Origin of the sequence: Rhodopila sp. (genome assembly GCF_965277165.1) — a bacterium.
Classification (GTDB): domain Bacteria; phylum Pseudomonadota; class Alphaproteobacteria; order Acetobacterales; family Acetobacteraceae; genus Rhodopila.
In genome coordinates this window covers 1512803-1534336 of the sequence record NZ_CBDICE010000006.1, presented here as the reverse complement: position 1 = coordinate 1534336, position 21534 = coordinate 1512803, and the positions used below count along the sequence as shown (strand labels likewise).

The 21534-nt window shown below is 61.3% G+C and carries 26 protein-coding genes and 1 pseudogene; 8 read left to right on the top strand and 19 right to left on the bottom strand.

Features of this window, described 5'->3' with window-relative positions; all coding sequences use genetic code 11:
• Position 1 precedes the first annotated feature (1 nt).
• From ACQY4Y_RS19055 to ACQY4Y_RS18985, 15 genes are all read right to left on the bottom strand, one after another.
• Positions 2-187, bottom strand: a complete 186-nt coding sequence (locus ACQY4Y_RS19055; RefSeq protein WP_428492161.1) for a DUF2635 domain-containing protein — start codon at positions 185-187, stop codon at positions 2-4.
• An 11-nt stretch (positions 188-198) separates the two neighbouring features.
• Positions 199-735, bottom strand: coding sequence for a hypothetical protein (locus tag ACQY4Y_RS19050; protein WP_428492160.1), 537 nt, complete (start codon positions 733-735; stop codon positions 199-201).
• Positions 732-1088: a head-tail joining protein gene (locus tag ACQY4Y_RS19045; RefSeq protein WP_428492159.1), complete on the bottom strand. Its 357-nt coding sequence runs from the start codon at positions 1086-1088 to the stop codon at positions 732-734. Before ACQY4Y_RS19045 ends, ACQY4Y_RS19050 begins: the two co-directional genes overlap by 4 nt.
• A gap of 7 nt (positions 1089-1095) precedes the next feature.
• Positions 1096-1341: a hypothetical protein gene (locus ACQY4Y_RS19040; protein ID WP_428492158.1), complete on the bottom strand. Its 246-nt coding sequence runs from the start codon at positions 1339-1341 to the stop codon at positions 1096-1098.
• On the bottom strand, positions 1320-2399 hold the full coding sequence (locus tag ACQY4Y_RS19035) for a major capsid protein (RefSeq protein WP_428492157.1): 1080 nt from the start codon (positions 2397-2399) through the stop codon (positions 1320-1322). The genes ACQY4Y_RS19040 and ACQY4Y_RS19035 overlap by 22 nt, the downstream gene beginning before the upstream one ends.
• 67 nt (positions 2400-2466) lie before the next feature.
• The gene (locus ACQY4Y_RS19030) at positions 2467-3150 is read right to left on the bottom strand and encodes a head decoration protein (protein WP_428492156.1); all 684 of its coding nucleotides are present in this window, start codon (positions 3148-3150) and stop codon (positions 2467-2469) included.
• 65 nt (positions 3151-3215) lie between these two features.
• A complete protein-coding gene (locus ACQY4Y_RS19025; protein ID WP_428492155.1) occupies positions 3216-3761 on the bottom strand; it encodes a hypothetical protein in 546 nt (181 codons plus the stop codon).
• A gap of 196 nt (positions 3762-3957) precedes the next feature.
• Entirely contained in the window at positions 3958-4719 is a 762-nt protein-coding gene (locus tag ACQY4Y_RS19020) for a S49 family peptidase (protein WP_428492154.1), read from the bottom strand.
• Positions 4720-4727: 8 nt separating this feature from the next.
• Positions 4728-6395 carry a phage portal protein gene (locus tag ACQY4Y_RS19015; RefSeq protein WP_428492153.1) on the bottom strand — a complete coding sequence of 556 codons (1668 nt, stop codon included), beginning with the start codon at positions 6393-6395 and terminating at the stop codon, positions 4728-4730.
• Positions 6395-6661: a gpW family head-tail joining protein gene (gene gpW, locus ACQY4Y_RS19010; protein WP_428492152.1), complete on the bottom strand. Its 267-nt coding sequence runs from the start codon at positions 6659-6661 to the stop codon at positions 6395-6397. Before gpW ends, ACQY4Y_RS19015 begins: the two co-directional genes overlap by 1 nt.
• An 18-nt stretch (positions 6662-6679) precedes the next feature.
• Positions 6680-8692, bottom strand: a complete 2013-nt coding sequence (locus ACQY4Y_RS19005; RefSeq protein ID WP_428492151.1) for a phage terminase large subunit family protein — start codon at positions 8690-8692, stop codon at positions 6680-6682.
• A complete protein-coding gene (locus tag ACQY4Y_RS19000; protein WP_428492150.1) occupies positions 8670-9272 on the bottom strand; it encodes a hypothetical protein in 603 nt (200 codons plus the stop codon). The genes ACQY4Y_RS19005 and ACQY4Y_RS19000 overlap by 23 nt, the downstream gene beginning before the upstream one ends.
• A gap of 132 nt (positions 9273-9404) precedes the next feature.
• Positions 9405-10052, bottom strand: coding sequence for a hypothetical protein (locus ACQY4Y_RS18995; protein WP_428492149.1), 648 nt, complete (start codon positions 10050-10052; stop codon positions 9405-9407).
• Between the two features lie 372 nt (positions 10053-10424).
• Complete coding sequence (locus tag ACQY4Y_RS18990; protein WP_428492148.1) at positions 10425-11090, bottom strand: hypothetical protein; 666 nt, start codon at positions 11088-11090, stop codon at positions 10425-10427.
• Entirely contained in the window at positions 11080-11565 is a 486-nt protein-coding gene (locus tag ACQY4Y_RS18985) for a hypothetical protein (RefSeq protein WP_428492147.1), read from the bottom strand. The genes ACQY4Y_RS18990 and ACQY4Y_RS18985 overlap by 11 nt, the downstream gene beginning before the upstream one ends.
• An 832-nt stretch (positions 11566-12397) precedes the next feature.
• Between ACQY4Y_RS18985 and ACQY4Y_RS18980 the strand changes: the two genes are divergently transcribed.
• The 3 genes and pseudogenes from ACQY4Y_RS18980 (at position 12398) to ACQY4Y_RS18970 (ending at position 16036) form a co-directional block, all read left to right on the top strand.
• Positions 12398-12616: a hypothetical protein gene (locus tag ACQY4Y_RS18980; RefSeq protein WP_428492146.1), complete on the top strand. Its 219-nt coding sequence runs from the start codon at positions 12398-12400 to the stop codon at positions 12614-12616.
• Between the two features lie 128 nt (positions 12617-12744).
• Positions 12745-15449 (top strand): annotated as a pseudogene (locus tag ACQY4Y_RS18975) (AAA family ATPase).
• A gap of 2 nt (positions 15450-15451) precedes the next feature.
• Positions 15452-16036 (top strand): hypothetical protein, encoded by a 585-nt coding sequence (locus tag ACQY4Y_RS18970; RefSeq protein WP_428492145.1) that lies wholly within the window; start codon positions 15452-15454, stop codon positions 16034-16036.
• A 98-nt stretch (positions 16037-16134) separates the two neighbouring features.
• Here ACQY4Y_RS18970 and ACQY4Y_RS18965 read toward each other — a convergent pair whose 3' ends face one another.
• Positions 16135-16497, bottom strand: coding sequence for a hypothetical protein (locus tag ACQY4Y_RS18965; protein ID WP_428492144.1), 363 nt, complete (start codon positions 16495-16497; stop codon positions 16135-16137).
• A gap of 710 nt (positions 16498-17207) precedes the next feature.
• Between ACQY4Y_RS18965 and ACQY4Y_RS18960 the strand changes: the two genes are divergently transcribed.
• Together ACQY4Y_RS18960 and ACQY4Y_RS18955 are read left to right on the top strand one after the other, a co-directional pair.
• Positions 17208-17477: a hypothetical protein gene (locus tag ACQY4Y_RS18960; protein WP_428492143.1), complete on the top strand. Its 270-nt coding sequence runs from the start codon at positions 17208-17210 to the stop codon at positions 17475-17477.
• Between the two features lie 226 nt (positions 17478-17703).
• Positions 17704-18066, top strand: a complete 363-nt coding sequence (locus tag ACQY4Y_RS18955; RefSeq protein ID WP_428492142.1) for a helix-turn-helix domain-containing protein — start codon at positions 17704-17706, stop codon at positions 18064-18066.
• Here ACQY4Y_RS18955 and ACQY4Y_RS18950 read toward each other — a convergent pair.
• From ACQY4Y_RS18950 to ACQY4Y_RS18940, 3 genes are all read right to left on the bottom strand, one after another.
• The gene (locus ACQY4Y_RS18950) at positions 18058-18216 is read right to left on the bottom strand and encodes a hypothetical protein (RefSeq protein WP_428492141.1); all 159 of its coding nucleotides are present in this window, start codon (positions 18214-18216) and stop codon (positions 18058-18060) included. The genes ACQY4Y_RS18955 and ACQY4Y_RS18950 overlap by 9 nt on opposite strands.
• A 287-nt stretch (positions 18217-18503) precedes the next feature.
• Entirely contained in the window at positions 18504-18911 is a 408-nt protein-coding gene (locus tag ACQY4Y_RS18945; RefSeq protein WP_428492140.1) for a hypothetical protein, read from the bottom strand.
• On the bottom strand, positions 18908-19093 hold the full coding sequence (locus ACQY4Y_RS18940) for a hypothetical protein (RefSeq protein WP_428492139.1): 186 nt from the start codon (positions 19091-19093) through the stop codon (positions 18908-18910). Before ACQY4Y_RS18940 ends, ACQY4Y_RS18945 begins: the two co-directional genes overlap by 4 nt.
• An 864-nt stretch (positions 19094-19957) precedes the next feature.
• On the opposite strand from ACQY4Y_RS18940, the gene ACQY4Y_RS18935 reads away from it, so the two are divergent.
• The 3 genes from ACQY4Y_RS18935 to ACQY4Y_RS18925 all read left to right on the top strand — a co-directional run bounded on the left by ACQY4Y_RS18935 (position 19958) and on the right by ACQY4Y_RS18925 (position 21478).
• Complete coding sequence (locus ACQY4Y_RS18935) at positions 19958-20107, top strand: hypothetical protein (protein WP_428492138.1); 150 nt, start codon at positions 19958-19960, stop codon at positions 20105-20107.
• A 133-nt stretch (positions 20108-20240) separates the two neighbouring features.
• The gene (locus ACQY4Y_RS18930) at positions 20241-20573 is read left to right on the top strand and encodes a helix-turn-helix domain-containing protein (protein WP_428492137.1); all 333 of its coding nucleotides are present in this window, start codon (positions 20241-20243) and stop codon (positions 20571-20573) included.
• Between the two features lie 74 nt (positions 20574-20647).
• The gene (locus ACQY4Y_RS18925; protein WP_428492136.1) at positions 20648-21478 is read left to right on the top strand and encodes a tyrosine-type recombinase/integrase; all 831 of its coding nucleotides are present in this window, start codon (positions 20648-20650) and stop codon (positions 21476-21478) included.
• The last annotated feature ends 56 nt before the right edge of the window (positions 21479-21534 follow it).

Below are 21534 nucleotides of genomic sequence, written 5' to 3'. Positions count from 1 at the left end.
GTTAGGCATCCTTTCGGGCGATAATCTTGGGTGGGATGACGACGTCGCCGTGTGCCAGGCGCTGCAGCCAGAATGCGTTCTCGGGCACCTCTTGGCCGGCGTCCGGCAACAGGCCATGCGTGCGAGGCACGCGGACCTTCAGCAGCGTTCCGGGGATCTCCGGGTTCGGGCCTGGCTTGACGAACATTGATGGAGCCTTCAGGTGGTCGGATTGACGTTGAACATGGCGAGCGTGCCGCCGTTCAGGATGTCGGTGATCGTGCCGCGAATGTCTGTCAGGGGTTCGGACAGGTTCGGCTCGTAAATCTGGAACACCTCGACTTCGAGAGTCATGCGAAACGCGCCGGCGTGCTGCTTGCCGTCAGAGTCAACACCGAAAACGGTCTGTATGCTGCTGAACTGCTGGACGTTCTGCACGAAATCCGATGTGCAGAGCAGTGCGTTCTCGACTTCTCGCTTCAAGTCACGAACAGCGCGGCCGACCTTTTCTGGGTCTGTGCCGGCGACCCGGCCTTCGATGATCAGCGCGACACTCGTGTTGAACGTCGGGACGCCGCGGTTGATGGAGGCTTTGTTTTCGCCCGGTGTCTGCAGCATGAGCAGCGGGAACATTTCTTGCCGGGTTGGCCAGTCGCGGATCGGGAAAACCCGGTCTTGCGCGGCCGTGTGTGCGGCTATCAAGGTCGCTGCCGCACACTCGACGATGTGGTCGGCGAAGGCACCTTCCTGAATCACGGATCAATTCCAGCTTGGAGGTTCAGCAGCAGCTTTGCGCCACCGTGGCCGTCCACCCGGACCTCTTTGACCCGGTATGTTGCGTTGGTGCGGACTACGACCAGCGTATCGTCCTGCTCCGGTTGATGCTGCACCGGGAACTGAGAAAGTTGGACGCCCAGGACCGGCTTTTCGGTGCTGACCGCACCGAAATTACCGTCAGACATCCCGCCCACGCCGAGCGGAGTCAGTTCCAGGTAAGCCTCATCGAACACGCCGGTGATCGGGAAGATGGCCTCGCCATAATACATCACCGCTTCACCGAACACGGCGATGCACGGCCCGATCACCAGGGCATCGAAATCGACGGCCATGGGCGGCTTACGAGCGTTCGGTCCGCACCATGCCGGGCTTCGGTTGCACGATCCGTGGATCGTGCAGGAAGCCAGCGCGGAGCAGGTGGGCGTGCTCGTCCGCTGTCAGTTCGACCACGGAACCCGGGCCGTGCTTGACGCCGTTCAGGGACAGAGTACGCCCCCGCGCGACGGTTGCTTCAAGCAGGTGTGGAGCGGGGGCCGCAGCCCCCTTCTCGACGACCGCCGCCATCAGATCACGGTGCCTGCGCACACCGTCGCCGCCAGGCACGCGTTCACGCGTGACGGGATGACGATCGGGGAAGACTGCATCATGATGAAGCGTTGCGCCGGGTCCTCGGAAATCCAGGTCTTCGGAGCGAACGGCAGCGCCTCGTAGTTGAATGCCGGGTCCATGATCTGCCCGAACGCGCGGGTGCCCATCATGTCCGCCCCGCACATAAGCACAGTGCCGTCGGGCAGCATCGGTTGCTGGACGCCGTTGTCGTCGATGTACCAATCGTTATAGAGATACAACGAATACTGACCCCACTGGCCCTTATACGCTGCACCGCGGGCGATTGTCGCACCAGGGTTCACGCTGTTTCCGAAGTCGCCCAGCTTGGGATAGTAGATCGCGCCCTCGACGCCCTGGGCGTTCACGAACTTGGTGTACGGGGTCGTGGTGAACACGATGACGTTGGCGTTGGCGCCGGACAGCTTCAAGATCTGATGCTGCCATTGCTCTATCGAGAGCACCGGAACCGGGTCGCGGCCGTTGGCCGAGAAGCCGGCGGTGTAGCCCCAAGAGCCGGCACCGGTGCCGAGCGCGATGGTCAGCGACGGGTCGCGGCCGAAGTCAACCTGCGTTTGCGGGTAGCCTTCACCGGAGATGGTGACTGTGCCGCTCATCAGAGCCTGCGCTGCCATCCATTCGAGACGCCGGGTCAGCATGTCGATCTGATCGGCCATCTCAAACTCAAGATTGGCCATCTCGCGCTCGGCGCCGGTCATTTCACCGCCGATGCGCTCGCCGATCATGCGCCGTACTGGCTTACGCAGATCGGGCGCCCGCTTGTCTTTGATGTAGGCCGGCTTGAAGGTGTTGGTCTGAATGCGGCGCTGCTCGACCAGCTTGCCCTGAACCAAGGGGCTGACGAACGGCGACATGCGCCGCAGGCCGACATCAACGTCGATCGACACGAACTCGCTGTCGCTGGTGACGATGTTGGGGAAGAAGGTATCGAGCAGAAACGACTGTGCCCGCAGCAGGTTGGGAACAACCTGGATGAGGGTGTTGGTGTCATACACCAGGTTGCCCTGAATGGCCATTTTACTTTACTCCACGAAACCCCGCAAAGGCGGGGGCGATACTTGCGGGGTTGAGGAAACGCGTCGGCTACTTCGGGTCCGCCGCGGACACGACCGGTTTCAGGAAAATCGAATACGGCCGCAGCGCAGTGGTCAGCAGATCGATCGTCCACGAGGCATCGAAGATCACCGCGTTGCTGTTGAACTCACCGGTCAGGTAGGCACCGGCGGTCACCGCACCACTAACCGGGTTGGCATAGTCAACCAGGATCGCGACGGGTGTTTGGCTGCCATCGGAGGCATTTTTCACGCAAGTGGTGAAGCTTCCAACCGCGTCGGTCGACGCCAGCGTGAAGCTGTCGCCGGCAACGAAGGCCGTGCCGCCCCCAGTGATGGTGAAGCCGATACCACTAGCGCTGTAGGCGGTGCCGACCGTCGCGTTTGCCATCGCGACGCCTTCCGGGTTGTGCACCGTGAAGACCGTCGGGCTGGTCGCCGATAGGAAGTAATTGCCAAGCTCGGCGCCGGTTCCGGTGGTGATGCTGCCGACGGTACCGTTGCCGGTGTTGGCACCCGGGGTCGCGACGACGCCGTAGCTGGTGATCTGCCCAAGCACCGTGCCACGCGCCAGCGCAACCGCGCCGGACGCCACGATGATCGGCTGGGTCACGAGCTGGAAATTACCCGCGATCAGTTGATCAGGGACATAGGTTTCGGCGAACACGCCCGGAATGAACGGGTTGTCGCCTACAACGGTAGGAGTGAGAGCCATTTGAAGCACGCCTTTTCTGCTTTGGGGGTGGGCGGCCTAGCGCGGCCGCTTGGGTTCGCCGAGGATCAGCCGCCGGCGCGGCGCCGGGTGCCGGCAGCGATGATCTGGGCGGCGAGGCCCTGAACACCGGTCGGATTTGCCACGTCGCCGGCTCCGGCGATGGGGCTGCGGACAGCCGCCATGCGCTCGTCCAAAGTCGGCTTGCGCGGGGCGGCGGGAGCTACGGCCAGGCCGCCAGCGCGCAGCACGGCGAGGGCCTGGCTGCGCGGCAGGTCGGTGGTGAAGGCGACGGTGGCGGCCAGCGCCGGGTTCTTGCCAGCGGAGGCATCGGCGAAGATCGCCGCGCAACGGGCACGCTCACGCAGGCGGGCCGAGCGCGCCGACTTCTTCTTCATTTCGGCGCCGTCGGAGCCGTCATCGCCTTCCTCGTCGTCATCCATATCGTCATCGGCGCGGGCGCGCTTGGCTTTCTTGGCGTCGGTGTCGTCGCCTTTGTCGTCGGCGTCGTCGCCCTGGTCGTCGTCCTTGTCGTGCATTCGGTCGGAATAGTCGCTGTCCGACTCGTCCTCGTTTTGCTTCCGCTCGTCCGGCAAGTCGTCGATTTTCTTCATGCGATCGGAGAAGTCCTGGTCGGACTCGCCTTCGCCTTGCTTCCAATCGGTTTCGTCGGAGGCGGTCGCGGTGGTGGCTGATGCCTTCGGGCCGCGGCCGATAAGATGGGCGAACGCGCTGCCGCCCGCGAATACAGGTAGTTTCATTGTCGTAACTCCGTGGGTTTGCAGTCGGTGCGGCGCCTGCCGCGAGTATTCAGGCGATGGCTTCAAGAAGCCCGGCGATGGCGTCCTGGGGTGACAGAACAGCGTCAGCGAGGCCGGCTTCGACACCTTGCTGCCCGAGGAATGTCCGGGCCTCGAAGGCACGGATTTGGTCGGCCGTGACCTTGCCCTGACGAAAGAGGGCGACGCGCTCGATGAACATGTCAGCCATCAGGTCAACGTCTGCCTGGAGGCTGGCTTTCGCGACATCGCTCAACGGCTCAACGCCGTTTTCTTCCATCTTGCGGGAGCCCGATCGGATGATCGTTGTGGTGACACCCATTTTGCGCATCATCTCGGTGACGTCAGCATGAACAACGACACAGCCGATTGAGCCGGTTCCGCCGGTCATCGGCACGGTTATCATGTCGGCTGCGGCGGCGATGCAGTAGGCTGCGCTGTACGCACCATCGGTGAGCACTGAAACAATCGGCTTCGAGCCCCGTGCTTCGTATATGGTGTCGGCCAACTCAAAGAGCCCGGGCACGTCACCGCCAGGGGAGTTTATGACGAAGGCGACAGCGGCGACCGACGGATCACTCATCGCCGCACAGAAATCCGCCCGGATGCTGCCATACCCAAGCGTCCCCCAATCCGGGTCGCCGCGGCCGTGCACCAGAACCCCGCAGATCGGAATGATAGCGAGAGCCCCTAGCAACCCTGACGCTTCGGCCGTGGCACTTCGCTGCGGAGCCAGGGCAAAGCCCGGCAACAGCGCCAGTGGCTTATTCAGCATCTGTATCGGCAGGTGCATAGAGTCTGTCATCCACCCGATCCGATCTTGCCGCCATCGGGCTGCGAAGCAATGCCCTGGTAGACCTCGGGCAGTTCGATCCCGCGTTCCTTGAACCGGGCGATTTCGACACCGCGCTGGTCTAAAATCTCTTCCCAGTCAAGCCCTTGCTCGGCCGCTTCGGCCTCCAGAGTGGACAGGCCGCCCTGCATTGCGAGCGTGGAGGCGCGAACTTCATCGATCGGGTTCACGCGGCCCCTGCCTGGCTTCAGCCACATGGCCTTGCTGTACGCGGCCCGGAACTCCTCGAACGGCGGAGCGCCGGCGGGTAGCGGAACGTCCTCGACTTCCATCACCTCTTCCAGGAAAGCAGCCCGGATCTGATTGCAGAACCCGGCCTCAAATCCCTTCGTGCGGCGGTTGAAGGTCTTCAGGATCTCGTTGGTGGCGCCGCGGAAGCTCGAATAGTTGGTCTGCGAGAAATCGCCGGTCAGCTGCTCGTACGTGACGCCGATGCCGCCGGCTATATGCCGGAGGATTGCGGTCTCGAACGGTGCAAAGTTTGTGGACGGGCGTGCGGCGTTGACGGTGCCGACCTCTTCACCCGGAAACAGGTGGGTCATCTGAGCGTCGCCGATCAGCGCGCGCTTGTTGTGCCAATAATCGGCCCGCATTCCTTGATATTCGCCCAGACCATCGGTATCCACGCCCTCCGAAGACAAACCCGCTTCGATCATCTTCGGATCGTACGGGCTGCGCACATACGCGGCGAAAATCGCGTTGATCACTGCGGCGTCGAGTTCGGTGGCGTCGTAACGGCTGAGCATTTTCAAGCGCTGCAGGATCGGTGTCAGGATACCAACGCCGCCGTGATGCTGCGAAGCCCGGTCGTGATCGTAGTCATGCACCACGATCGGCCTGCCCCAGGAAGTGCGGCGGTCGAACCGGTCCCACTGCACCGACTTCGCGGCTGAAAACCAGTCGCCGGCATGCGCCCGCCTGATCCAGTAGCCCACAGGCACGCCGTAGTCATCGACCTCGACACCGCCGCGCATGCTGTTCTGGTCGAACCGAAGCTGCGGGTTGGAAAGCCGGTCTGGGTCGATCAGTTGGACGCTGGTCGCGTAGCGCGCTTTGCCGAAACCAAGCGTCTCGGGCCGGTACAGCATGACCGCCAACGCGTCGCCGTCGATTAGCTTGTGCCTGAGTGCCACCCAGAACAGTTGCGGCATCGTCAGGCACTGCATCGCGTCACAGTAATGGTTCACATCGTCCGACCAGGCACGCCAGCAGGCATCAACAGCGTGGCCGAACTCGTCAGCCCAGGTTGGATCGAACGCCGCGTTGCCGGTGAAGTGCTGCAGTGCCCGGTAGTCGGGTTTCGATATCGGGCGGAAGTCTGCACCGATTACATTGTCCAGGACGCGGGTAACGCCGCCGCGCGCCCAGCCATCGTTTCGCTCGACGTCGCGGGCCCGGGATGTGATCCGGTCGCGATATCCTTGCTGCCGCTCTGCGTCGGACGACCACAGGCTCGGCGTCCAGGCTTCCATCTGCGGCGAATAGAGGTCGGCCGCGTCGAAGGGCACGTTGCTGCGCCCGTGCAGCGCGCCGGCGTGTGGCCGGGCACCAGCGACACCGCTAGGACGGCTCGGCGCCAACGGCCGACCATCGGGACCGAGGATCGATACGGGCATCAGCGGAAGGCAAACCGGATTGGCGCACGGGCGCGGCGGATGATACCAAGCTGGGCCTGGAGTTCTTTGATCAGCATCACGATGTTGGAGATCGAGGCGGCGGTATAGGTGACAGATTTCGATCCATCGCCTTGGGCATACGCCACAGTGACTACCTTGGCACCGCTCGACAGATCGAGGTACGCCTGTTGCGCATTCGCAAGGGCGGTCTGCAGCTGCGGGTTGCTCATGCCCGCGAAGATTGATGTCCGCGGGTTGAAGCGCATGCTGATGGAGTCCTTGGTTTAGGCGCCGGCGAGGCGGCCGGAGAAGGTGCGGCGCGCTGGCGTGGAAGCCTGCTGCGCCCTGTGTATGGTTGGCCCGCGCATCTGCACCGGGGTCGGCGTGGACGGTGGTGGCGATGCGGCGGGTGTCGTAGCAGCGTGGTAGCCTGTTTCGGCGGCAACCTTGTCCGCCGCCTTGTTCAGTTGCAGCCCGAAATGCTGAAGGGCACACAAAGCCGCATAGCTATAGACCGCGAGGTCCAATGCTTCGTTCGCTCGACCAGGTGCCAATTCCCAAACCCGGAACCGCTGGCCGTTGATCGTTTTTGTGACCAGGCGCTCAGACACGAGCTGGGCGAAGAAGTTGATGTCGCGCTCGGTTGGGTAGTGGAAATATCCAGGGCACGGCTCGCCGGCTTTCGGCGGGTCAAGCGCCAGGCGTGAGCGGATGATGTCTTTCGCCGCGTTGACGCCGATGATGATTGGCCTGAACGATTGCTTGTTCCTGGCGCTCGGGCGCTTGGTCGGCCACACCGGCGACCGGGCACCGCCGCGTGCGCTTTCGCCTTTGACGGCCCAGATGCGCCGGCCGAGCCTGGCCTTTGAGAACTCGTATACTTTTTCGGTGTGGTGCCCGCCCGAGTCGATGCAGGCCGCCATCACCTCGAAACTACGGCCATCGGCACGGCGCCAGGTACGTTTCAGGAAGGCGTCTACCTCGGCCCATAGGGTTGGCCCGTCCGGATCGCCTTCGATGATTTCGTGCGCGATGCTCCAGCGCTCTTCGTTGTGGCCCCAGCCGACGATCTCGACTTCAACACGGTCGTCTTGGGTGTCGAGCCCGGCGGTCAGGATTGCGACGCCGTGAGGGACTTCGCCGGCCCAGACTTCGGTGCGGGAGACCAGCAAGCGCTCGTTCAGCGCCTTGTCGCCACGCTCTTCGTACGGTTCGCCGAGCACCAGGTTGACGAATGTTTGACGTGCGAGCGGATCGTTTTTGACCCGGAGCCATTCGGCTACCAGCTTCGACCAGGCGGCGTTGACGAATAATGAGTAACCGGCCCAGATGTGGAAGCCGGCATGGCCTTTGAAGGGCCGCGAAGCGATCCACTCGCCGGCGGCGACCATCTCCGGCTTGTCGACTTCCTCGATGATGCAGCCGTTGTGGCGACACAGGTAATACGCGGTCTCGGGCAGGTGCTGGCCGTTCGCGTCCTTCGACCATTTTATGCCGTAGACGGTTTCCTCGCCGCCCCACTCCAGGATCTGCTTTTCGCCGCAGTGTGGGCAGGGCACGTGGTAGCGCCGTTGATCGCTTTCGAGGAAGGACTTCTCGATGCGGGATATTCCCTTGATCGTCGGCGTCGAGCCCAGAACTATCTTGCGGTTCCAGAAGGTCTCGGACCGTTTCGTCCCAAGGGCGATCTGGTCACCTTCCGACCCCGCGCCGCCGGCTGGGTAGCCGTCCACCTCGTCGAAAAGGACAATGCGCGCTGTGATGCGCCGGAAGCCACCAGGGCTGTTCGCGCCCACCATGGACAGGCTTGACCCGTTCAGCATGGTCTTCTTCAGGATCGTCTGATTGCCGTCGCGCGCCTTCGGGTCGCCTGCGATCTCTGCCAGGATTGGCGTGTCGCGCAACATCGGGGCGATTTCGGTTTTGGAATAGTCCTCTGCGTCCTCAACTCGTGGCTGGACCAGGAGCACCGGGCTCGGGTCCGCCTGCAGGAAGTAGCCGACAATGTGGTCGAGGATCTTGGTGAAACCGACTCTGGCCGATTTCTGCACCGATATCTCGGTCACCGTCGGGTCGGTGACGGCATCCATAATGCCCGTCTGATAGCCGAACGCCCTGAACCGACCGGTCTGCGCTGATGTCTCACGCGATAGCACCGCATACCGCTCGGCCCATTGGCTCAAGGTCAGCTTCGGCGGAGGCTGCAGGTTTGCTTTGCGGCACTCGATCAATGCGGCGCGAAGGCTTTCCCGGCCCCGCGCGTAACAGTCATCGTCAGTGGACGGTGACAGGTTCACGAGACAGGCCCTCCAACGCCTCCACGATGATCGACATCAACGCATCCTGCATCTCGGCCACGCTCTTCAACCGGTGCAGACGCGGGGCGCACTCGGCCGGTATCGCGGTAAGTCGGGTGCGGACTTGGGCGAACTGCGCGCCGACCTCTTTAGCTACGTCGGACACCGGTACAACGGCTCCGCTTTTGACGTCGTATTCGAGCTGCCGAAGCAGGGCCAGGTAGTTCTCTTTCGTCCGCTCGGCTTCCACCATCGACATCGTTGGGCCAGATGCCCGCACGATCCGTTCGGCCGCGGCTTCGGGGGTCTCGCCGATTTCAAGCAGGGGATTGGCTACAGGCACGGCCTTCGGTCGCGCCGCCGGGCCAGTGGAAAGTTTGGAGGCTGTGGTGACAGCGGAAACAGCGGGGTTTCCATTGCGCCGGTTCTCTTCGCGCCAGCCTGTTCCAACTAGCTGCGGGTCGAGACTTCCGTCTTGTAACAGGGCCAGGTGGCCGGATTTTATTTTGCGATTGACCAGCGTGTGAGTGCAGCCGTCACGGCGCGCAAACTCTCTGGCGCTGATGCCGGCTAGGATCACGGAAACACCTAACGATATATCTTAGCTAGTTACGCATAGCGAGTTCGCACTGCCCGCAAAACGGATGGTTGCGGGAGGGACCCAAACCTGGGGTTGTATTCATGGATGGTTTCAACCATCGGTAGCGTGGCATCACTTCGCCGTCCGCAACGCCTTGATCAGTGCAGCGCCGAATGCAGCGGTGAAATCGGCAGCTACGACCTTGGCACCCAACACGCCGAAGCCTAATCGCTTCGTCACCGGCAACGCATCACCGAACCGGATCAGCAACTTCAGGTGGTGGACGACCTTCTGCCCTACTCGCGCAGTACGACTGCGTACGGTCTTCGTAACGGGAAGGCGTTGCCAGAAACCAGAGACGCCATTGACCTTGCCGACAAAGACATCGGGACGCGCGGCCAGTTGGTTCAGCTTGTTCTTCGTGAGCTGGCCGTACTGATCCAGCCCAACATTCTTCGGGTTCAGCAATGTAGCGCCCTTGCCGGGCAGCACATGCAAGCCACCGACCTCGAACGGTTCGAGATATTTGGCAACTTCGGGTCGGATGAAGACGGTAGCGGTCTGCGTTGCCTTGGTCGCCTTCTGGACCTGGACGCTGTTCGCGGTGAACGGCCGAGGGTGCGCCAACGTCGATTGGATGTTGAACCGTTCCGCTTTTTGGACAGAGAAGGCGAGCGAGTTGAGCGCCTGCGATGTCGCGAACGGAATTTGCCGCTTCGCTATTTCGTTCAGTTGCGCGGTGGCTTTTTTGATGTCCGCGGTCACATTGATGCTGATCATTCACGGCACCTGCGGAAGAAACGACTCGGGTATTTGGGGGCTCGATCAGCGCCAGGCGCAAGATCCAGAGATAATCAATCCGCTACTATAGCATGTCACACTCTGTCAACGATAATTTTGCAATAATGTTTGCGATGCGGTGTTCGATGCCGAGATCGCGGACGGTGGCGTTGATGCCGCTCGTTGGCGCGAAGGTTCAATATGAGCCCTGGCCGGCGCCTGGTTTAAGTGGCGCAAGTTGCGCCACTAAGTTTTTGTCGGCAGTGGGCACAAGTTGAGCACCCATTTTGAGCCGATTAATGAACCGGCTCGAAGCCACATTCGTATAGGTTCGTGGGCGGACCTATACGCCTTGAGATCGATCGGCAATAGTTATTTTGAAAACGCAGCTGTCCGGATGCGGTTGGCGCGGCCATCTGCGGGCTCGGGCCAATAAAACGACACCAGTTTTGTCATACCGGCCGAGATCCAGGCTGCGGCCTCGATCGGTGTGAGCCCAGCTTCGGGCGCCCAGACCGCGGTCGGTATGCAGTCTAGCACCACGCGTGCCACACCGCTGGCGCAGGCACCAAGTGACGTCAGGGCGCCTTCGAGACGTCGCCTGGTGTCTAGTTGCGCCAGCATGGCAGCGAAGCCGCCCAGCCCATCTCCGCGCCCGCCACCGACGGCACCATAATCGATAGCTGGAGCGTTCAATCCGTTCCCGACGTCGCTGAAGTCCGCCTGCAGCCTGGCGGCCGCCATTTTGTGCTGGGTGGGGGTGTTGTTCGGTAGGCCGCTCGATCGAATCGGCAGCCCGTTGACAATCTGAACCCGGGCTCCGCTGATCATGTTGCCCGCGTGGTCGAGAACCGAATTTCTCATTGCGGCGGGTGCCAGCCATTCGTGCTGATTTTCCATGGCAACCGCGAGCGCTGCAGCGGTCACAGCGGCCCGGGCGCGGGCGCGCTCCCTGCTTAGCGCCTTGCGCAGCCTGGCGGCCTCCCTGCGGCCTGCGCGGGCGCTGGCGGGGGTGTCGTTGGCGGCTTCATCGATCATTGTTTTTCTCCTGCAGTGGTTTTGGCGCTACCGGCAAATAGTCGCCGCCTGCCAAGCCGAAAAGCCGCATGATTGCCGGCAGGCTCGAAACCGGGACAACACGCTGGCCGTTATCGAGCAGGACGCTGTGCGACATGATTTTGTAATATACCGCAGGCCGCCGGTAGGGGCGTAGCCCGGCGGCGAGCATCTTTTTGACCATCGCGCGGGCCAGCACATCAATGGAAACACGTGGATCGCCGCTGAGGATCATTTCGGCCGGCGAGGCCACGGGTGGCACAGGCGGCGGGAATGTCTGGAGGCCGAGGTCGGTGTTCGGCGGTAGGCCCGCCACACGACGGGCGATGCCGAGGTCGTCGGCATCGACAACGTGATGGTAGCCTATCCGACGCTGCGGCAGTACCCGGTGCAGGCGGTTTCGCAAAGTAACGTTGTCAATCGGCGGCAACCCGGCAGTCGCCTGCGCCTCGTGCAAGGCGGCTACCATCCTGCAGAACCAGACCAGGCGTGTGGGGTTGAACGGTTCGACCTGTTTCGGCTTGCGTGGTCGCCGCGGTTTACGTGCCGGGGTCTGCGCTGAGGGTGATGACACTGGACAGCCCGGGAATGCGAACCCGGCGGTTACGGTGTCGGGCCGAGTCGCTCAAACAACGACCTGTGCGCGCCCGGAGCTTTTGGGAATTTGAATTTCAATCCCAAATCCAATTTCCGTAATTGAGGCTGGCTGAAATGGTTGATTGCCTGCTTCGGCAATGTCGGCCCAGACGGTTTCTATGCCGATTTTTGCTGTGGTGGGACACCAATAAAACCCCGCATTTCCAGGGGGACATGGGTAAACGGCCCACCGTTTAACCCCAGGATGTCCCCCTGTCAAGTCTTTATGCCGCTTAAGCCCCGTCCAGACGATGTCCCCCTGATGTCCCCCTCCGAGGTGAGGATTTCTGCGGGTTTCCGGGCACCGATGTCCCCCATGTCCCCCTGATGTCCCCCATTTATGTCCCCCTACGCCCTAGGCTCGTTTGACCCGGATGTCCCCCATGTCCCCCTCATGTCCCCCTCGATGTCCCCCCTGATTTCATTGACAAATTTTATATCCACGAATTAAGCCCGATCTCGCGACATCCTCGGGCTGCTATTTCTGGTAACACCGTGTGAACAAAATATCCGACAAGTAATGTCATCTATAGGTGCCACAACATCACAGTAAATTCAGCACTCATATTCTTTGGGCTCACGAATTAGCGATTGCCTGACCGAACTGATGGGTGGTAAGTAATCTTTAGGATTAACACGAAGGAACCCCGGACGTGGCCAGACCAATCAGAGAAGAACCGATCGTCAGGACGACCGCCACCTGTCTTTACCAGTCACAGGCGACCGCGTTCGACGCGGCACTGGCAGTGTACAAAGAGTCACCCTCTCGCCTGATCCGCCGGCTGATGACGACGGCATTGATCGCCGAGGGTTTTCTGCCGGTGAACACGCCGTTTGAGCCGCCACCGCGGGCGAAGCGCGAAGCTGACTGAGCAACAACGAAACCGGCGCCTCTTGCGGGGCGCCGATTGATCGATGGTTCAGCTGTGCAGTCCGGGATGGCTCCATATAGCTGACCCTCGATCCAAAGACAACAACATATGGATTTGAGGGCCTAAAAATGAATGCGGTTCCTGGCGGTTTCTCTGTTGCGTCACGTGCCGGCTGGCGCCTAGCGCTCCATGGCGAAATCTTCTCTCCCGGCCTTATCTTTGAGGTGAACAGCGAGACCGGCCAGACCTGGGTCCAGGAGCCCGTTTCGGTCCTTAACGAGCCGATCGAACTCACGGTGTTCACGAAGGCCAGGTCGGGCCTCATGAGCAAAGTCTTGGGTCTCGCCGCGGACGGCACACTGGTTTCCGACGGCAGCTACTGCTTGATGAGCGATGGCACCGCAAACCGCTTGGCGGTGTCGGGTGTGGCGGATCTGGCGGAAGCAATCAATCTGGCCGAGCCGTACCACGCCATCGCCCTCGGGCGGATGAAGCCCGGAACGCCTCGCGGTGTTTCCGTGGTCACCGACAGCGAATTGCCCAACAGCCCGGGGGCGATTGCTCGCACGCGAAAGCATTTCGAGTTTGCGCCCGGCCTGCCGGCGTTTTTGCTGATCGATGTTGACACGAAAGGGATGTCATCCGCCGCCAGGGCTAAGGTCGACGCCTGCGGCGGGTTCTGGCCTGCGCTGTGCCAGGTGATCCCGGAGCTGAGTGACTGCGCACGTGTTGTCAGGCCGAGCACCTCGTCCTGGGTCGGACACATGGGAACCGGAAAATGGCTCTCGGAGGAAAGCGGGCTTCATTACTACATCGTCATTCGCGACGGCTCTGATACCGAAAGGTTCCTGAAAGATTTCAGCGCCCGGTGCTGGCTCGCGGGGCTCGGTTGGTGGTGGATCAACAAAGCCGGCAGTTTCCTCGACCGGTCCTTGGTGGACGCAAAAGTCGGCACTCCGGAACACCTGGTCTTCGAGGGTGCGCCGTGGGTGTCTCCGCCGCTGTTTCAATCCCAGGAGAAGCGGAAGGCCACGCACGTCGACGGCGATTTGCTCGACAGTCGCACCGCCTGTCCGCCGCTGACGACAAGCGAGCAGGAGCAAGCCAACCTGCTGATGACGCAGGACAAGGCTCGCGTTGCTCCAGACGCCGCAATCGCCGCGGCTAAATACGAAGCTGATGTCGCCACCCGGATCGCCAACGCAGCCGGTCGGGCAGAACCGTCAGCCGCCGACCGTGATGCCGCCAAACGCTCGCGTGATGGGGTGCTGCTCGGCGCTTTCGTCCTCCAATTTGACAAGCCCGAACTTGCCGGAAAGACGGTCGCCGATGTTCTGGCCGACCCAGCCAGGTACATCGGCGAGACCCTCGCTGACCCGATCGAGGGCCGGGCGTACGGGACTGGCAAGGCCAAAATTCTGAAGGGAAGAAGCGGCCGGCTGTTCGTCAATTCATTCGCGCACGGCGGCATCACCTACGACCTGTTCCTGGACGAGTTTGACCGGGACGATACCGGCTTCACCGCGGAAATACCGCCTGATTGGGTGGATGTCGAAGCGCTGACCCGGCCACCAGGCCCAACAGGCCCAACAGGCAAGGCAGCATTCGACGCTGAGGTTGCTGCGGTCAACGCGGAAGAGGCGGCCAGCAAGCGAAAGGAATGGGCAAAGAAATTCAGCGCGGTCGTCGTCTATGATGAGGACACCGACAGCCTACCGCCGCTTGAATGGCTGGTCGACGGGTTCCTCCCAAAAGTCGGCGTCGCCCAGGTCTACGGTAAATACGGAACCTTCAAAACCTTCATCACCCAAAGTCTATCCCTGCACATCGCTAACGGTGCAAAGCAGTGGGGGGCCGGGACCTTGAGTACGGCGGAGCTGTCGTTAGCATACTTGGCGAGGGCCAGAGCAGCCTCGGGCTGCGCAATCCGACGATGCGCCGCGCCTACGGGTTCACACCGGGGAAAAACCTGGTGTTTATCACCATCCCGGCGAAACTGCAGGACGAGGACAGCATGCTGGGGCTGGGGGACGCGATCAAAGCCTCGCTGCCGCCTGACACGCCTCTGCGGATGGTGATCTTCGACACTCAAAGTCGAAACACCGCCGGCGAACAAGAGGACAAGAGCGAAATTATGAGCGTGGTCATGGAACACGCAACCGCTCTGGCGCGCCATTTCGAGTGCCTTGTAATGCTTATCCACCATCCCGGGTGGGAGGGAAATCACCCGCGCGGTTCTACCTCTGTCCCCGGCGCCCTCGAAACGCTGATCAAGGCGACCAAGGATGAAAACGACCCCCATCTGCTAATCCTGACCAGCGAGAAGCAGAAGGATGGGGAAATGGGGGCCACGATCACCTTCCGGATGGAGGTGACCGACACCGGAACGCCACATCCCAAAACGGGCAAGCCGCAAACCACGTTGGTGCCAAGGTACGAGCCGAACCTTCAGACTCCGGTCGCCAAGGTGAAGCCTGACACCAAGGCCGGGGCTGCCCTGGCCGTTCTGCGCGAGGTCATCGATAAGGGCGGGACGGCGCTGCCGGACGCGATTGGCGAGACCGGCCGCGGGGTGCCTGTCGATACCTGGCGCAAGGAGTTCTACCGCGGGATACCCGACGACCCTGCCAACTCCGACGACACCAACAAGGACACGAAGAAGAAGGCGTTCCGGCGCTCGATGGAGGACCTGCAAGCCCGCAAGGCAGTGATAGTGAAGGACGGTTGGGCGTGGCTGGCATCACCCAAAGGCACGCCGGTTGATGCTCAGGACCAGTTTTTTGCCGACACCGTGCCCCCGCCGAAGGGCGTCAAAGTCACCGAGGGGCTCTGACCATGAACATCATCGCCGACGACACCGAGTACGGACCCGGCTACAACCGGTCTACGGGTGCACCGCGGCCTTTCCCTGCTCCGCCCCGCGGCACGTCCGAGGCTGCGATGGCACCCTATGAACAACAGATCGCTCTATGGCTGTTCGGGAGGGAGCCCGCTGGCATGATGGAGACGCTGCAGACCCGCATAACAGCCCGGAGCATTACCCACAACTGGGCGGTTGTCGTCGGAGAATGGGATTTCCGGTTCTCGGCGAGCAGCGCCGGCCCGCAGACCGGGCAGCGAAGCGGACAGTGCCTGTGCAGGCACGAGATCCAGGAGCACGTTCACATCCAGAACTGCTTGAACGGCTGGATTTCGGTTGTCGGCAACTGCTGCATCAAAAAATTTATGGGCTTCAATGCAGAACCGATAATCGGCGGTTTCAAAAAGATCAGAAAAGACCCCACAAAGAGTATGCCGTCGGTGGTCTGTGACTTCGCTGTAGTGCATGGGTGGTTGGATGACCAGCAAATCGACTTCATCAAAGCCACCACCAAAAAACGCAAGCTACCTCCCGAAGACGCCACAACGCCGCTGCCATAGAGGCCGACCGTCAGCGTGCTGAGGCTGAAAGGAACGCAGAACTCACAGAACTGTTTCGAGGACTGGTCACCAAGGGGTGAGACCGCACCCGATACCCGCTATGGCGCCTTCGCCATCTTCGCCAGGAACCCGACCAACGCCTGCCACACCTCGAACGACACACCGGCAATCGCCAGCAGGACCGCACCGGCACCCCCTATCCGATGGTGCACGCTTGCCAAGCGGTCGACGCGCTGCTCGACCGCGGCTAACTTGGTTTCCAACCTCGACAACGTTTCACCCCGGCCTGCGCCAGCGTTAGCCAGCTCAGCGGTCTTTACGCGGTGCTCGATGCCCTCATCGCGCAGGTCGTCGACCGCGTGCGCCAGGCCGTTCAGCTTGGCATCGATCGAAGAAACGAGCGCCTTCAGCGCGCCGATATCCTCATAAATTCGGTTCTGAACATCCGCCGGCGGCACCACACATTACTCCGATTCGCATCAGGACTTTAGCCGAGCCGCACCAGTCCGGATACGGTTCGTTCCGTACCCCAGACAGGCATTACGAATGCTTCATAATGAACAAATTTGTACGGTAGACCCAAGGAGTTTGGCCGCTTTTACCTAGTAATAACGCACCAGATTGGTGCATCATGACTGCCTCGGTGCTTCAGATTGAAAAGTATGTTGTTGCATCGGGTCGTAGTGGTGCCGTAATCTCGGCGCTATGGAAACCAAGATAACCCCGATGACGTGTAAGGCTGGCCGAGCGATTATCGGATGGAGCCAAGAGGCCCTAAGCCGGGTGGCTGGCGTGAGCGTATCTACGTTATGCGCTTACGAAATATCAATACTCGCGATCAAGCCGGAGATGACGGCGAGGCTGGAAATGGCATTCGCGGCCGCCGGCGTCGTGTTCCTTGAGCGGACGCCGGACGTCGGCCCGGGTCTACGTCTGATCGGCGACATTCAGCCCATACCGCGCCTAGGCCGAACCAGGACGAAGGTTTTTCGGCGCCGCAAAATAGAAGGATCGAAACCATAATGACCGGATTTATACTCGCGACAACGTTGCCTGTTCTCGGGGTGCTCGGCCTCGTCGAGTACCTCGGCGTCAGCAGATCGAATCAGATGTTCGACGTCCTCGCCGTCACCGCCACCAGGATCGCCCGGCCGTTTCGGAGAGCAGCCCGATGATCACCACCATCGTCACCGCCGACGACGCCGCTGCGATCGAGCAGCGCGTCACAGACATGATGACCGGTTTTGTCGCCGGCGCGAAACGGCAGGTCTCGGTCCTGGAATTGGCGGCCGCGCGGTCTAACGCGGCTTCGACACTGGTGCTCGACTACAACAGCCGCGGTGCCGACTTTGCACGGCTCGCGGCCGCAGCTCGGCAGGCTGAGGATGCGGCTATTGCCGCTTATTGGACTGAGTTCCGACGGGCGCCGCTGGTCAGCTGATCGCTGATACTTTAATAGCGGCCACAGCGATTAAATCTTTAGGGCCCGAGCCCTTATGCACCGGAGGTGCCAGATATGGGACAAAAAGGAGCGGTTGGCGGTGACGAGCTGGACGCATTCGGTCGGAAATCCCGGCATATCCTGTCGTGGAAGCGCGGCTTACTTCGTCGGCTGAAGCGGCAATTCGCGAAGCGCCAGCGCAAGGCGGCCCGGCGGATCACCACCGATGGCTGAACGCATCCGAGCCTCGGGTGTGGCGGATATCACCGGTCTGGGTGTGCGGACCGTGCAAGCTTTCGCCGCCTCGGGGGAGCTTCCGGGCGCGATCAAGCTCGGGCACCTATGGACGTTTGATCCTGCCAAAATTCGGCTCTGGATGCGGCAGCAGGAACTCAAAACTTGCCAGGCACGGAACAGCAAAAAACCACCGTCAACGTCGGTAAAGAGAAGGTCGTACGGAGGGGATATTTTAGGCACTCCGGCCGCCGCTATCGACGAAGCCTTCGCACGGCTAATGCAGCCGAAGCGGCGCCAAAAAAAAGGCTCGGCGAAAATTAAAGCCGTGACCGAGGCGACCTGGTTAGGTTGACATAGCAGCGGCACGTGCGACAACGCTTTCAGCGTCGATAATGAGGGCAGGGTCCTCGGTCTCCATTGCGGCGCGCAGATACTCGTCGCGAGCCTCCGCACTGTCGAGGTATTCGGCAACGTCGAAAGCCGATATGTCTGGGTGGTTCATTTGCCCTTTTTACGATGTCGGGCGTCGAAGCGCAAAATTGCCATTGACGCGAATCGACGGCTTCGCCCACTCAAGGTCTGCGGGTGCAAAACATCCGCCAAGCAAGAACAAGATGCGGTTCTGCCGCCAAGAAAGAAACAGCTAGCATTGCCACGTAAACTGCCGCGCGGCCGCGCACAATATCGTTTAGCAATCCATATCCGTGGGCGAGAGCTTCGGCCCCGCCTTATCTCGAATAATGCCGAGCTGATCAACGATGCGCTGCCACTGGTCTCGATGCGGCTGCATCAGGCTGTTGTGCGTTCAGTGGCACCCGTGACGCTGTAATTGCCCTGCTCCAGCCATGAGGGTGATCTGGCATGGGTATCCAGCGCCGCCTCTACGTCCGCAAGATTGCCGAACACGTAGAACTCGGGCGTCGTTGCTGCGAACCACACATGCACCAGCACCAGCCCAGGAACCTGATCGAACCATCTTCTGAAGAACTGGTAGCCCGAGGCGGACCTGGATTTCACTTGGATGGGAACGAAATAGCCGGCGGACTTTTGCCCATGTTCCAGTCGATAGGCAAGTAGGTCCACACCGACGTCCGATGCCGGATACGCGACTTCGACGCCTCGCCGCATCAACTCCGCTGCGACCAGTAGCTCACCTGCCTTCCCAATTAGCGCTGGATTCACGCGAGCTTCCGTCATCGCTTCGATCCTGGTGTCGATGGATTGGCAAGCTTTTTCGTCGCCAGCTTCTGGTTGTCGCGAACGCGATGACCCTTATCGCGCATGCTGGCACGTGAATGCGCCCACTTCGCCGAGCTGAGTGATCCCTTGGCCCGTCGGGCTGGGAGGATTTTCACGACAATGATGTCGTCGTCGCTCATCGTTTTCGCCTTAGCGTCTACCGGGCTCCGCCCGATCAAGGTCGTCCCTGATCGGGTAGCATAAACCGGGCGCATCCAGGCGAAATAATTATTTGGGCTTAGCCAGCCATTGGAAAATGGCGGCGAAGAGCTCCGATTCGAAGAAGAACAGCGCGCTGAAGAACCCCAACCCAAATAATACGGTGGCTACAGCGATAGCCAAACGTGACCAGAATGGCATAATAGCGGAAACTGTCTCGGCCTGTAGCACAAATTCGAAGAGCAAAGCGTTCAGGAGTGCCGATAGGATTAAGAGGAACAACGAAACAGTCGCGGCGAACAACCAGAGACTCTTGGTCTGATGGTAAGCGGCTCCCAAACCAGCGGTAACGAGATTCCATTCAACGTACCGGAAGCAGCGGTCAGAAAACGTCCAAGCGCGGTCGAACCGTGCCCGGGTGCTCGCTCCCCTAACCTCGATTGACTTAAGCCAACTCAGTATATTTCCGGTGAAACCGCCCATATGACACAGGAGTATGTTGCATCCCGGCGACGGTAAAGAGGGGTGTTCAGCACCCGAGGCGCGCCCGGCGAGGCGCGGTCCACCACCGCTGACGGCAGCAGATCACCGGTGCCATGAACCGTTTAACGCCGTAGCCGACCAGCAGACCGATGTAATCTCTAACGGCCCATCAGAGTAATTATCGATGCGATGGCGTGTAATACATCAGTAACTGGAAATTGTCTGACAGGATTCACGTTGCGATGCTACGTCCTGGTTATGGCTCGACAGGCCGGCAAAAGCGGCTACTGGTAGTCAATTGCATCTGTATTCAGGAGCCAGCAATGCCGCCCATCCACCTTCCGCTCGCGGAATTTAGCGCGATGATCATGATCGCCTACTACATCCTCTCGTTGTTCAGCGGCTTGCTGAGCTATGTCATGAGCTTGCCTGATCCTCCCGCGGCCGTTGGCATCGATCACCGACGCTTCAAGCGGGCACCCGGGCCACCGCCGTTCGGCTCGATTAGCTGAACCCCGGCCAGTTCGAGGAAATGGCGCCAGCCATGGCGCTCTTTCCCTTTTTGCGATGCGTGGTTCTCAGACATTGACCAGCCATCCGATCCGGCCTGATTAGGTAGAGCGCCAGTTCTACGGACGCACGCCGATGCCGCTCAACACACCCCTGCCGACCGCCTTCGTCCAGACTGCGTTCAGCGTCCGGCAGGTCGCCGCTCGCTGGGGTGTGTCCGGCCGGCACGTCTATGATCTGGTAGCCTCGGAAGCGATCGGACATCTGCGGATCGGAGGCTTGATCCGCATCCGCATCGCCGACATAGAAGAATACGAGGAACGCCAATGCCACGCGCCAAGCTCGACGTCCCAAGATACCGGCTCGCCCAACGTGGGCGTCGATTCTATGTCTGCTGGTGGCAAGATGGGGCGTGGCAACGCCTTTCGACTGGGCAGGAAGACCGCCGCGCGGCAGAACGGGCCCTAGCCCAGTTTGTCGCCGGCAGGGGGACGCCGGAGCCGCCCCCTGCCCCCACAATCATCAAGGTCCTGGACGGGTATTTGGCTGATCGGAAGCCGGTCGTCCGGTCCTATGGGGCGCTGGAGTACGCCAGCAACGCACTGCGGCGCCACCTCGGCAATCTGGAACCTGAACACCTAACCCGAGAACGCGTGCGCTTCTACACGGCGCAGCGTCGCGCCGAAGGCCATACGGTCGGGCCGGCGGGCGCGCAGCGCAAGAAGCCGACTCAGGACGGCACGATCATTCGGGAGTTGCTGACTCTCCGGGCTGCACTCAAGTGGGCCCAACGTGAAAAGTGGATCGACCACATCCCGCACATCGAAGCCCCACGCCAGCCGCCGCCTCGCGACAGGTGGTTGACCCGGGACGAAGCCGATAGGCTGCTGGTGGGTGCCAATGCCCTACATATCCGGGTGTTTCTGTCCCTGGCTCTCTACACCGCGGCGCGGGCCGGCGCGATCCTCGATCTCACATGGGACGGGATTGATCTGGCTACGGGGCTTATCGACTTTGGCAACGTCGCTGGAGGCAAGCGCCGCGTTGTGATTCCAATCGCCGACAAGCTACGGCCGATCCTTCACGAAGCCCGTGACGCCGCGACGAGCCGGTATGTTGTCGAGCACGGGAGCATGAAGGTCGCCAGCGTGAAAAGCGGCACGCGTGCAGCTGCACGCCGCGCCGAGTTGCCAGGCGTGACGCCTCACATCCTGCGTCATACCGGAGCCACCTGGATGGCGATGGCCGGCGTGCCGATGGATGAGATCGCCCGGCTGCTGGGGCACGGGGATAGCAGGATCACCCAGCGCGTCTTCGCCAAGTTCAGTCCCGAGTATCTGCGGAACGCCGTAGCCGCTTTGAACGGTGCCTAACCGGAAGGACGGGGACACTGTCCCCGTTTATAGCAAACTCGTTTCCCGGAATGGCT

Coding starts and splice junctions, on each gene's coding strand:
- ACQY4Y_RS19055 (WP_428492161.1), bottom strand. CDS start 187: ATGTTCGTCAAGCCAGGCCCGAACCCGGAGATCCCCGGAACGCTGCTG.
- ACQY4Y_RS19045 (WP_428492159.1), bottom strand. CDS start 1,088: ATGGCCGTCGATTTCGATGCCCTGGTGATCGGGCCGTGCATCGCCGTG.
- ACQY4Y_RS19035 (WP_428492157.1), bottom strand. CDS start 2,399: ATGGCCATTCAGGGCAACCTGGTGTATGACACCAACACCCTCATCCAG.
- ACQY4Y_RS19030 (WP_428492156.1), bottom strand. CDS start 3,150: ATGGCTCTCACTCCTACCGTTGTAGGCGACAACCCGTTCATTCCGGGC.
- ACQY4Y_RS19025 (WP_428492155.1), bottom strand. CDS start 3,761: ATGAAGAAAATCGACGACTTGCCGGACGAGCGGAAGCAAAACGAGGAC.
- ACQY4Y_RS19020 (WP_428492154.1), bottom strand. CDS start 4,719: ATGCACCTGCCGATACAGATGCTGAATAAGCCACTGGCGCTGTTGCCG.
- ACQY4Y_RS19015 (WP_428492153.1), bottom strand. CDS start 6,395: ATGCCCGTATCGATCCTCGGTCCCGATGGTCGGCCGTTGGCGCCGAGC.
- gpW (WP_428492152.1), bottom strand. CDS start 6,661: ATGCGCTTCAACCCGCGGACATCAATCTTCGCGGGCATGAGCAACCCG.
- ACQY4Y_RS18995 (WP_428492149.1), bottom strand. CDS start 10,052: ATGATCAGCATCAATGTGACCGCGGACATCAAAAAAGCCACCGCGCAA.
- ACQY4Y_RS18990 (WP_428492148.1), bottom strand. CDS start 11,090: ATGATCGATGAAGCCGCCAACGACACCCCCGCCAGCGCCCGCGCAGGC.
- ACQY4Y_RS18970 (WP_428492145.1), top strand. CDS start 15,452: ATGAACATCATCGCCGACGACACCGAGTACGGACCCGGCTACAACCGG.
- ACQY4Y_RS18960 (WP_428492143.1), top strand. CDS start 17,208: ATGATCACCACCATCGTCACCGCCGACGACGCCGCTGCGATCGAGCAG.
- ACQY4Y_RS18955 (WP_428492142.1), top strand. CDS start 17,704: ATGGCTGAACGCATCCGAGCCTCGGGTGTGGCGGATATCACCGGTCTG.
- ACQY4Y_RS18950 (WP_428492141.1), bottom strand. CDS start 18,216: ATGAACCACCCAGACATATCGGCTTTCGACGTTGCCGAATACCTCGAC.
- ACQY4Y_RS18945 (WP_428492140.1), bottom strand. CDS start 18,911: ATGACGGAAGCTCGCGTGAATCCAGCGCTAATTGGGAAGGCAGGTGAG.
- ACQY4Y_RS18940 (WP_428492139.1), bottom strand. CDS start 19,093: ATGAGCGACGACGACATCATTGTCGTGAAAATCCTCCCAGCCCGACGG.
- ACQY4Y_RS18935 (WP_428492138.1), top strand. CDS start 19,958: ATGATCATGATCGCCTACTACATCCTCTCGTTGTTCAGCGGCTTGCTG.
- ACQY4Y_RS18930 (WP_428492137.1), top strand. CDS start 20,241: ATGCCGCTCAACACACCCCTGCCGACCGCCTTCGTCCAGACTGCGTTC.